This window comes from Actinomadura fulvescens (assembly GCF_039533225.1).
GTDB classification, from domain to species: domain Bacteria; phylum Actinomycetota; class Actinomycetes; order Streptosporangiales; family Streptosporangiaceae; genus Spirillospora; species Spirillospora fulvescens.
Window position 1 is genome coordinate 1,318,942 of record NZ_BAAATD010000001.1, and the last position, 9,346, is coordinate 1,328,287.

Sequence of the window (9,346 nt, forward strand, 5' to 3'; positions counted from 1 at the left end):
GGCGGTCAATACGCCGATGACGGCAATCTTGTCCGGCCGCCTCCGAGCCGGTGGACGCGCGCGGCGCCGTCATCGCGGGCGGCCGACGACAGTTCTTCCAGGGCGAACGTGAGCACCGAGATCCCGCGGAAGTACTCCGCGATGACGATGTGCTCGTCGTCGGCGTGGTCGAGATGGTTGTCACCGGGACCGTACGTGGCCATCGGCACGTCCCAGACCTCGGCGAGCGTGTTCATGTCCGACGTCGCCAGCCGCACCTGGAGCGACGGGATGCCGTGCTCGGCTCGAATTCCGGCGGTGAGGGAGCGCACGACGGGGTTGCTCCGATCGGCGAGGCAGGCGGTGACGTTGTTGACGACCGACAGCTCCCCGAGCGGCAGGTGGGTGCGCAGGCGGGCCAGCAGCCGGTCGGTGTCGAAGCCGACGGGCGTGCGGATGCTGAACTCGGCCTCCGCCGTGGCGGGGTCGCCGTTGATCGAGCAGAGCGTGGCTCCGGCCTTGGCGAAGGCGGTGTGGCCGGTTTCCGGGCCGAGCTCGGCCAGCAGGGCCGACCAGGCGGCCGCCGCGGCCTCGGCGGCCTTGTCGACCGGGCTGCTCGGGTGGGTCGGCGGGCAGCTCACCCGGTAGCGAAGGTCGAGCTTGCCCCGGTAGCCCAGCACGATCGACGTCCACCCGCTCGGCTCGCCGACGATCACGAGGTCGGGCCGGGTGTGCCGGGCACGGATCTCCATGGCGCCGCGTGAGCAGGGCGTCTCCTCCTCGACGGCGCCCACGACCACGATCCGCCCGGCGAACCGTTCCGCGTTCCGGGCCGCGCAGATCATCGCGGCCAGCGGCCCCTTGGCGTCGACCGCGCCGCGGCCGAACAGCCTGCCCTGCTCCGACCGCACCGGCACGTCCCCCGGCACGGTGTCGAGGTGGCCGATGAGCATGACCGTGGGCCCGGGGCCGCGGTCGATCTCGGCGATGAGATTGCCGACGACGTCGATCCGCGTGGCGAAGCCCAGCGTCTCCAGCGCCCCGGCCAGGTGACCGGCGAGCTCGGCCTCGTGGTAGGACGGCGACGGTATCTCCAGCATCGCGCGCAGCAGCCCCAGGGCGGTGGTGTCGTCCGCCATCCGGTTCGTCATCGCGGTCTCCCCTCCTGCGATTCTTCGGCGATCGTGATCCGCGTGCCCGAGCCGGCCAGGGCCGCCCGGACCGGTGCCGTGACCCGGCCGTCGGCGACCAGCACCTCCGGCACCCCGGCGAGCAGCGCCTCACGCGCGGCGATGAGCTTGGTCCCCATGCCGCCCCCGGTGCAGGGCGGCGGGCCGGAGGCGGGCACCGCGCACGCGGCGAGCACCGACTCGGCGCGCGCCGGATCGGCGAGCACGCCCGGCGCGCCGGTGAGCAGCACGAGCGCGGACGCTCCCACGGCGCCGGCGACCGCGGCCGCGGCCCGGTCCGCGTCGGCGTTGACCGGCAGCCCGTCCTCGGCGAGCGCCGGCGGCGAGACGACCGGCACGATGCCCCGCGCGGTCAGCGCGGACAGCACGTCCGCCGCCACCGCGACGATACGGCCGCTGTGATCGTCGCGGACGACGGTCGTCCGCCCGCCGACCACGGCGCGGTGGGCGCGTTTGCGGCGGGCGCGCAGCAGCCCGGCGTCGAGCCCCGTGAGCCCCGCCGCGCGTACGCCCTCGGCGGCCAGCGCCGTCACGAGCCGCGGCTTGACCGCGCCCGCGAGCGCGAGCGTCACCACTTCGAGCATCGCCGCGTCGGTGTGGCGGGTGGCGACGCCGTCCGGCGCCCGCAGCCGCCGCCGCGCGACGCCGAGGCGGCCGGCGAGGGAGTCGATGTCGGCCGAGCCGCCGTGCACGAGGATCACCCGCCTGCCCGCCGCGACGAGGGCACCGACGTCGGCGCAGATCCGCCGGGCGTCGACGGCCGCGTTGCCCCCGGCCTTCACGACCACTGCCCGTTCCATGCCGCCGCCTCTCAGCTCGGGTGCAGGCCGGGGAAGGCCAGGCCGAGCCGTTCCGGCCAGCCGTGCCGCACGTTCATCGCCTGGACGGCGGCGCCGGCGCCGCCCTTGACCAGGTTGTCGAGCGCCGCGACCAGCAGCGCGTGCCCGCCGCCGGGCCCGGCCGCGAACCCGACGTCGCAGAAGTTCGACCCGGCGAGGATCTTCGGCTCCGGGAGGCGGAAACGGCCGCGCCGCTCCGCGACGACGCGCACGAACGGCTCGCCGGAGTAGTGCCGCCGGTAGGACGCCCGCAGATCGCGTTCGCGCACGCCCTCGGCCAGCCGCACCCGGCAGAGCACCTGCACGCCGCGCACCGCCTCGACGGCGGTCGCCGTCATCCGGGCCGGCATCCCCGTCGCCTGGCGGATCTCGGCCTCGTGCCGGTGCCGGACGGGGGCGTAGACGCGCAGCGCTCCGCTGCGCTCGGCGTGCAGGTTCTCGCGCACCGCCGAGACGCCCGAGCCGCTCGAACCGGTGCGCGCGTCGACGGTCACGTCACCGGTGACCAGGCCGTCGGCGGCGGGCGGATGCAGCGCGAGGACGCCGGCCGTGGCCATGCACCCGGGCACGCTGATCCGGGTGGCGCCGCGCAGCTCCGCGCGGTGCAACTCGACGAGACCGCTCACGAACGTCGGGATCTCCTCGGGCGCGGCGTGCGGCGTGCCGTAGTAGTCCGCGTACACCTCCGGGTCGCGGAGCCGGAAGTCCCCCGTGAGGTCGATCAGCGTGCCCGCGGCCTTGGCGTAGGTGAGCAGGTTCCCCATGCTCTGCCCGTGCGGGACGGCCAGGAAGAGCACGTCGTGTTCCCCGAGGTCGTCCGGCGGGCTGAACGTGAGGTCGGTGAGCCCGCGCAGGTTGGGGTGGGCGCCGTCGACCCGGCGGCCGGCCTGGCTGGTGGAGAACGCGGCGGTCAGGCGCACGTTCGGATGCCCGAGCAGCAGCCGGACGAGCTCGCCGCCGATGTACCCGGCGGCCCCGACGACTCCGGCAGTGATCATTGTTCGGCCCTCGCCAGCAGGTGGCCGGCGATGTGCCCGGCCACGTCGATCCGGTCGCCGAGGGCACGCTGCAGCCCGGCGAACTCCAGTCCGTGGTTCACCTCAAGGACCAGCGGCCGGCCACCGGCGTCCTCGATCAGGTCGACGCCGCAGAGCTCGGCGCCCACGGCGCCCGCGGCCTCCGTCGCGAGCTTGGCCAGCTCCGGCGTGACCTCGCAGTACTCGGTCTCGGCGCCGCGGCTGACGTTGGTGCGCCACTGCGCGGAACGCCGGTAGCCCGCGCCGACCGCCTCGCCTCCGACGACGGCGACCCGCAGGTCACGGCCGGGCTTGTCGACCAGTTCCTGGACGTAGACGACATGGGACTGCGGTCCGGGCAGCGCCGCCACGTACTCCAGGAGGGTGGCGCCGACGTCGCGGTCCGGCACCCGCGACACCAGCCGTCCCCACGATCCGACCAGGGGCTTGATGACGGCCGGATAGCCGATCTCGTCGAGCGCGCCCAGCGCGGCCTCGGGGGTGAGGGCCAGCGCGGTCCGCGGTACCGGGAGGCCCGCCCGCGCCAGGGCGAGCGAGGTCAGCCATTTGTCGGCGCACGTCCGCGTCGCCGCCGCGGAGTTGACGACGGTCGCGCCGCCCGCCTCCAGGGTGTGCGCGGCGTAGAGCGCCCGGGTGCAGGAGATCTCCCGGTTGAGGACCACCGTGGGGCGGGCGCCGGCCGCGCCCGCGAAGGCGCTCAGGTGCCGCGGGTCCATCCGTTCGAACGGCACGGCGCGCCGCTCCAGGGCCTCGAAGATCCGCTTCTCGTCGGCGCGGACGCGCGAGGCGCACACGACCAGCGCGGCGGTCATGCCGCGGCCATCCGCGCCACCAGGTCGAGCCGGCCCCACACCTTCTCGAACCCGTCGGCGAAGCGGTCGAGCGCAGGCCCGGCGGCCGGATTGAGATGGCGCTTCTGCAACGTCAGCGAGTCGTCGATCACCTGCCGTGTCACCGGCCAGTCGCCGTCCGCGCGATCCGGGTCCGCGGCCGACCACGGATGACCCCGCCCGAAGCCGAGCCGGTCCCGGAAGACCCGCTGATCGGGCAGCGGCATCAGCTGGTAGCGCGAGACCGGCACCCCCTCCGCCCGCAGCAGGCGGTGCAGCACCCGCCGGAACGCTCCCGGCGCGACACCGCTCAGTCCCGCCGCCTCGGGATCGAGGCGGAACCGCAGGATGTGCCAGGCGTGCGTGCTGCCCTCGGCCACCGTCGGCACGGTGAGCCCCGGCAGCGGCGCGAGCCGGTCCAGGAACCGGCGTACGTTCGCCTGCCGGGCGGCCTCGTACTCGTCGAACCGGCTGAGCTGCGACAGGGTGAACGCGGCCTGCACGGCGCTGAGCTTGTGGTTCCAGCCGAGCTGGTAGGAGACGTAGTCGCGGTCCCGTCCCGCCTCGATCACCTCGCCGAACTGCCGGGCCATGCGCGCCTTCTTCGCCACGTCCTCGTCGCCCGTGACGAGCAGCCCGCCTTCACCGCAGGTTGGAAGGTTCTTGGTGACCTGAAGGCTGAACGTGCCCGCGTCGCCAAGCGATCCGACCGGCCGTCCCCGGTAGCGCGCGCCGTGCGCTTGCGCCGCGTCCTCGACCATCGCGAGGCCGTGCGCGCCCGCCAGGCCGGCGAGCGGGTCCAGGTCGGCCGGGTGGCCGTGCAGGTGGACGGGGAGGATCGCGGCGGTGCGCGGGCCGATGAGCGCCCGCACCGCCGCCGGGTCGAGGTTGAACGTCACCGGGTCGATGTCGGCGAAGACCGGCACCGCCATCTGGTGCAGCGGCGCGAGCCCGCTGGCGATGAAGCTCAGCGCCGGGACGATCACCTCGTCGCCGGCGCCGATGCCGAGCGCGGCCAGCGCGGTGCTCAGCGCCGTGGTGCCGTTCGACGTTCCGACGCACCAGCGGCTGCCGCACCGCCGCGCCCAGGTCCGCTCCAGCCGGCTGACCGCGCTCTCGCCGTCGACGTTCGACACGAGCGGCTCGCCGTCCAGCGTGCTGAGCACGGCGGCCTTGTCCTCGTCGGTGACGACCGGCCAGGGCAGTGTGCGCAGGCCGCGCGGTACGGCGGGGCTTCCGCCGAACGCGGCCAGGCGGATCGGGGTGGTCGTCGGCGTGCTCACGGGGCCTCCCGGGGCTCACGGACCGCTTCCACCGGTTCGAGGGCCTCGCGCGCCTCGGCCACTGCGGTGACCGCCGTCTCGTACGCCCGGCGCAGGGCCTTGGCGTGCCGGGCGAGTTCGGGGGCGGCCGCACGGGGTCCGGAGTGCCCGTGGGCGGCGCACATGCGCAGGCCCGTCCACGCGTGCGCCACGCTCTCGACGAGCCGTCCCGCCTCGCTCACGGCCGGGACGTTCTCCCGCATGCCCCACGAGCGCAGCAGCTCACCGTGCAGTCCCGCCTGCGCCTGCATCCCCCAACCGAACGGATACGCCTCCTGCAACGCGGCGGCCCTGCCGGACCAGGCCGCCGTCACGAGGGAATCCAGGAAGGCGTCGAGGCCTGCCAGCCCGATCGCCTGCGTGTCCCCGGCCTTCGGCTCACGCCCGAACAGAGCGAGGCTGTGGTCGAACGCCGCGGCCAGCGACGCCCGGTCGAGCACGGGGAACGGGGACCCGACCGTCACCGTGAGGTAGCGGCGGCCGATCCGCGAGTCGCTGAAGAACGCGTCCTGCACGTCGCTCGGATTGGCCGAGCTCCACGAACGCAGGAAGTCCTCGATCGGGATCTCGCCGGAGAACGCGGGCGGCATCGCGTCCGAGACGCGGGCGGTGCCCCGCTCCTCGTCGATCCCGTACACCACGAGCAGGTGGGCGGCGTGCACGTCGCCGAACGCGGGCCGGAACGGCAGGAAGAAGTTGTCGACGGCGGCGATGACCAGGCCGCCGCGTTCGAGCTCGGCGGCGAGCGGCGCCAGGGGCCGGTCGCCGTCCGGCGCGCGGTGCCAGCGCGACCCGACAGGATGATGCGGCATGAGGCTCGCCGCCAGGTCGCCGGGGACGGCGCACGGATAGTAGAACTCCTCGCTGCGGACGTCCCCCGCCTGGTAGCGGAACTCCCAGTGCAGGCCAAGGGCGCTCAGCGCGTCGTGGCCGGCGTGCAGCAGCACGGTGCCGAACGTGGCCTGCAGGCAGCTGATCAGATCGCGGCACCACAGTTCGACGTGGCCGCCGGCCCGGGCCCGGATCGCCGGAGGGGCGGTGGTCACGACGGCCTCCCCGCGAGCTCGCGCGGCGTGTCCTGCAGCGTCAGCGCGAACACGTGCAGAGCGACGTTGCGGGGCAGCCGGATGCCGGTCAGCGGCGCCGAGCGGGTCACCGGCACGCGCTGGCTCCACAACGTCGCGGGCACGCCGCGCTGCACGTGGTGCGGATAGTGCATGACCGGCGTACGGAACGCGAGCCGCTCGCCGAACCATGCCGGAGCCGCCCAGAAGTCCGACACCCGGATCGTCTCGAAGTCGACCTGCCCGTTACCGAAGTGCAGGGCGACGGTGTCCTCGACGCGGCGCTCGGCGGCGGTCAGCAGCCGGATCCAGTCGTAGCGGCCCTCGGGGAGCGGCAGGAACTGCCCGGTGCAGCGCACGTTGTCCCCGGCCGGGGTGAACTCGGGGAACGCGAACGGCACGCCGTCCACCACGACCCGGCTGCCCGGCTCCGGCAGGTGCTCGGCGGGGAACGAGTTGCGCCAGACGTTGAACCCTCCGGCGGCCTTGTCCGGGATCGTGGTGATGGCCCGGTTGTTCCAGTGCTCGGTGAGGGGCACGGGCCGGAAGCCGGCGGACACCCCGGTCAGCTGATCATTGATCACTGTGCTCACGGACGTCACGCTAGGCGGGCGTCACCTGCCGCCACATCGGCCCGAACGTGTAACCGCCGTGGGCCGTCGCGTTGACGCGCGGAGGCCCGTTCATCGCCTGGTCCAGCCGCCGTCATCGTGACGATGACGGCTCGCGGCCACCTTGGCGGAAACGGCCGGATCGGCGTGCTCAGGCCCCTCCACCCGGCCGTTCCAGCCACCTACCGTGTCACCGTCACGAGAGCTCGTGCGAAACGCGCGACCAGGGAGGCGCAATGACCGGACCAAGGTTGCTGGCGTTGTGGAGCGCGCCGCGTTCCCGCTCCACCGCGTTCCTGCGGATGATGGCCGAACGCGGCGACTACACGGTGGTGCACGAACCGTTCTCCCAGGTCGTCGATTTCGGCAGGGTGATGGTCGGGGAGCGGGAGGTGCGCGACGAGGCCGCCGCCATCGCCGCACTGCGCGCGCTGAGCACGCGGGCGCCGGTGTTCTTCAAGGACACGACCGACTTCGCGTTCCCGGGCGTGCTGGCCGACGCGGACTTCCTGGCCGAGACGACCCACACGTTCATCATCCGGCACCCCGGCGAGGCGATCGCCTCGCACTTCGCGCTGAACCCCGGCCTCGAACGCGACGAGATCGGCTTCGCACGGCTGGCGGCCCTCTACGACGCCGTCACCGAGGCGGCGGGCGCGCCGCCGGTGGTGATCGATTCGGACGACCTCATCGAACGTCCCGTGGAGACCGTGCGGTCCTACTGCCGCCTGGTCGGCCTGGACTTCCGCGCGGAGGCGCTCTCCTGGCGGCCGGGCCTGCGGGCGGAGTGGCGCAGGACCCGGCGCTGGCACGAGGCGACCAGCCGCACGGACTCCTTCGTGCGCACCGCGCGGGCCTACGCCGACACCACCGACAACAATCCGGTGCTGGCGGGCTACCTCGACTACCATTTGCCGTTCTACGAGAGGCTTCACGCCCATCGGATGATCATCGAACCGGCCTGAGACCGTGAGGATCGGCAATGGCGCGCAGCGTGGCACTGCTCGGGGTTCCGTCGAGCGCGGGCACCCATGGCCCCGGCGAGGAGAAGGCGCCCGCCGCGCTGCGGGCGGCCGGGCTCGCCGAGCGGCTGGCGGCCGCGGGCGTCACGGTGACCGACCACGGCGACCTGCCGGCCTCGGTGTTCCGGCCCGATCCCGCCCGCCGCACCGCCCAGAACGCCGAGCAGGTCGCCGCCGTGGCGCGTTCGGTGCGCGACGCCCTGCTGCCGTTGCTGGACGGGCCGGAGCTGCCGGTGCTGATCGGCGGCGACTGCACGATCACGATCGGCGCGGTGGCCGCCCTGACCGCCCGGTGGCCGGACGCCGGGCTGCTCTACTTCGACGGTGACCTCGACCTGTCCACCCCCGAGACCACGATGTCCGGGGTGCTCGACACGATGGTGCTCTCCCACCTGCTCGGCGACGGGATCGACGAGCTCCGCGACCTCGGGCCGCGGGTGCCGCTGCTGCCGGCCGAGCGGATCGTCGCGTTCGGGCACGAGCCGCGGGAGCTGAACGACGCGGGCCGCGAGCGCCTGGCCCGCTACGGCCTGCGCACCACGCCGTGCGGCGAGCTGGCCGGGGCCAAGGAGGACGAGGCCGCCGACCGCGCGCGGCGCGAGTGGGAGTGGCTGCGCGGCACCGCCGGGCCCGTGCTCCTGCACTTCGACGTGGACGTGATCGACTCGACCGACCTGCCGCTGGCCAACTTCCCGCACTTCAACGAGGGGCTCGCCGAGCCGATCGCGATGCGGTGCCTGCGCGAGTTCTGCGCCCGGCCCGGGCTCGCGGCCCTGGTCGTCACGGAGATCAATCCTGACCGCGACCCGGACGGCACCCTGCTCGACCGCTTCGTGGACGGGCTGGTGGCCGCGCTGGCCGGCACGGCCGCCGACGTCACCGCGTGAGATCGCGCCGCATCACCGGGCGTCTGGCGGCCCGCCGGGCGACCTCCACGAAGCCCTCGGCCGTGAGCGGCCCGACCAGCCCGTGGTAGGCGGCGTCGACCGGCACCGGCCCCAGCCCGTCGTCGACCGGATAGGCCTCGACGGTCGACGCGCCCCGTTCGCGCGCGTACTCCAGGGCGGCGCGCACCATGGCGCGCGCGACGCCCGCGCCGCGATGGGGCTTGAGCACGTACAGGCAGACCAGTGACCAGACCTCGCGGTCGTCCACCCGCTTGCTGATGTACGAGCGGTCAAGCCGGGGATACTCCTCGCGCGGCGCGACCGAGACCCAGCCCACCGGGACACCGTCCCGGTAGGCCACCAGTCCCGGTCGCGCGCCTGACTCGACCAGGCCCTCCAGCGAACGCCGGTTGCCCTCGCCCCACTCGGTGCGCCGCTGCTGCGGGGTCTGCCGGAAGAACATGCACCAGCACCCGTTCACCGAGCCGCGCTGACCAAGTACCGCCTCGACGTCCGCCCAGACCTCGCGCACCGCCGGCCGCACGATGATCTCGTTCATGGTCAC

10 protein-coding genes are annotated in these 9,346 nt (G+C 74.1%); 2 read left to right on the forward strand and 8 right to left on the reverse strand.

The features are described 5' to 3' along the window. Nucleotides 1-5: 5 nt before the first annotated feature. From ABD333_RS06185 to ABD333_RS06215, 7 genes are read right to left on the reverse strand one after another with little or no spacing between them, the layout of a single operon-like run. Nucleotides 6-1,130 carry a M20/M25/M40 family metallo-hydrolase gene (locus tag ABD333_RS06185; RefSeq protein ID WP_344538465.1) on the reverse strand — a complete coding sequence of 375 codons (1,125 nt, stop codon included), beginning with the start codon at nt 1,128-1,130 and terminating at the stop codon, nt 6-8. Then, nucleotides 1,127-1,969, reverse strand: coding sequence for an acetylglutamate kinase (argB, locus tag ABD333_RS06190; protein ID WP_344538467.1), 843 nt, complete (start codon nt 1,967-1,969; stop codon nt 1,127-1,129). The genes ABD333_RS06185 and argB overlap by 4 nt, the downstream gene beginning before the upstream one ends. A gap of 11 nt (nt 1,970-1,980) precedes the next feature. After that, nucleotides 1,981-3,006 (reverse strand): N-acetyl-gamma-glutamyl-phosphate reductase, encoded by a 1,026-nt coding sequence (gene argC, locus ABD333_RS06195; RefSeq protein WP_344538468.1) that lies wholly within the window; start codon nt 3,004-3,006, stop codon nt 1,981-1,983. After that, nucleotides 3,003-3,857: a RimK family alpha-L-glutamate ligase gene (locus tag ABD333_RS06200; protein ID WP_344538470.1), complete on the reverse strand. Its 855-nt coding sequence runs from the start codon at nt 3,855-3,857 to the stop codon at nt 3,003-3,005. Before ABD333_RS06200 ends, argC begins: the two co-directional genes overlap by 4 nt. Continuing rightward, nucleotides 3,854-5,158, reverse strand: a complete 1,305-nt coding sequence (locus ABD333_RS06205) for a DegT/DnrJ/EryC1/StrS family aminotransferase (RefSeq protein WP_344538472.1) — start codon at nt 5,156-5,158, stop codon at nt 3,854-3,856. The genes ABD333_RS06200 and ABD333_RS06205 overlap by 4 nt, the downstream gene beginning before the upstream one ends. Continuing rightward, nucleotides 5,155-6,243: a BtrH N-terminal domain-containing protein gene (locus ABD333_RS06210; RefSeq protein WP_344538474.1), complete on the reverse strand. Its 1,089-nt coding sequence runs from the start codon at nt 6,241-6,243 to the stop codon at nt 5,155-5,157. The genes ABD333_RS06205 and ABD333_RS06210 overlap by 4 nt, the downstream gene beginning before the upstream one ends. Further along, nucleotides 6,240-6,854, reverse strand: coding sequence for a hypothetical protein (locus ABD333_RS06215; protein WP_344538476.1), 615 nt, complete (start codon nt 6,852-6,854; stop codon nt 6,240-6,242). Before ABD333_RS06215 ends, ABD333_RS06210 begins: the two co-directional genes overlap by 4 nt. A 254-nt stretch (nt 6,855-7,108) precedes the next feature. On the opposite strand from ABD333_RS06215, the gene ABD333_RS06220 reads away from it, so the two are divergent. Together ABD333_RS06220 and ABD333_RS06225 are read left to right on the forward strand one after the other, a co-directional pair. Next, nucleotides 7,109-7,837, forward strand: coding sequence for a sulfotransferase-like domain-containing protein (locus ABD333_RS06220; RefSeq protein WP_344538477.1), 729 nt, complete (start codon nt 7,109-7,111; stop codon nt 7,835-7,837). Between the two features lie 17 nt (nt 7,838-7,854). Continuing rightward, on the forward strand, nt 7,855-8,781 hold the full coding sequence (locus ABD333_RS06225) for an arginase family protein (protein WP_344538479.1): 927 nt from the start codon (nt 7,855-7,857) through the stop codon (nt 8,779-8,781). On the opposite strand, the gene ABD333_RS06230 is transcribed toward ABD333_RS06225, so the two are convergent. After that, entirely contained in the window at nt 8,771-9,340 is a 570-nt protein-coding gene (locus ABD333_RS06230) for a GNAT family N-acetyltransferase (protein WP_344538480.1), read from the reverse strand. The genes ABD333_RS06225 and ABD333_RS06230 overlap by 11 nt on opposite strands. Between the last annotated feature and the right edge of the window lie 6 nt (nt 9,341-9,346).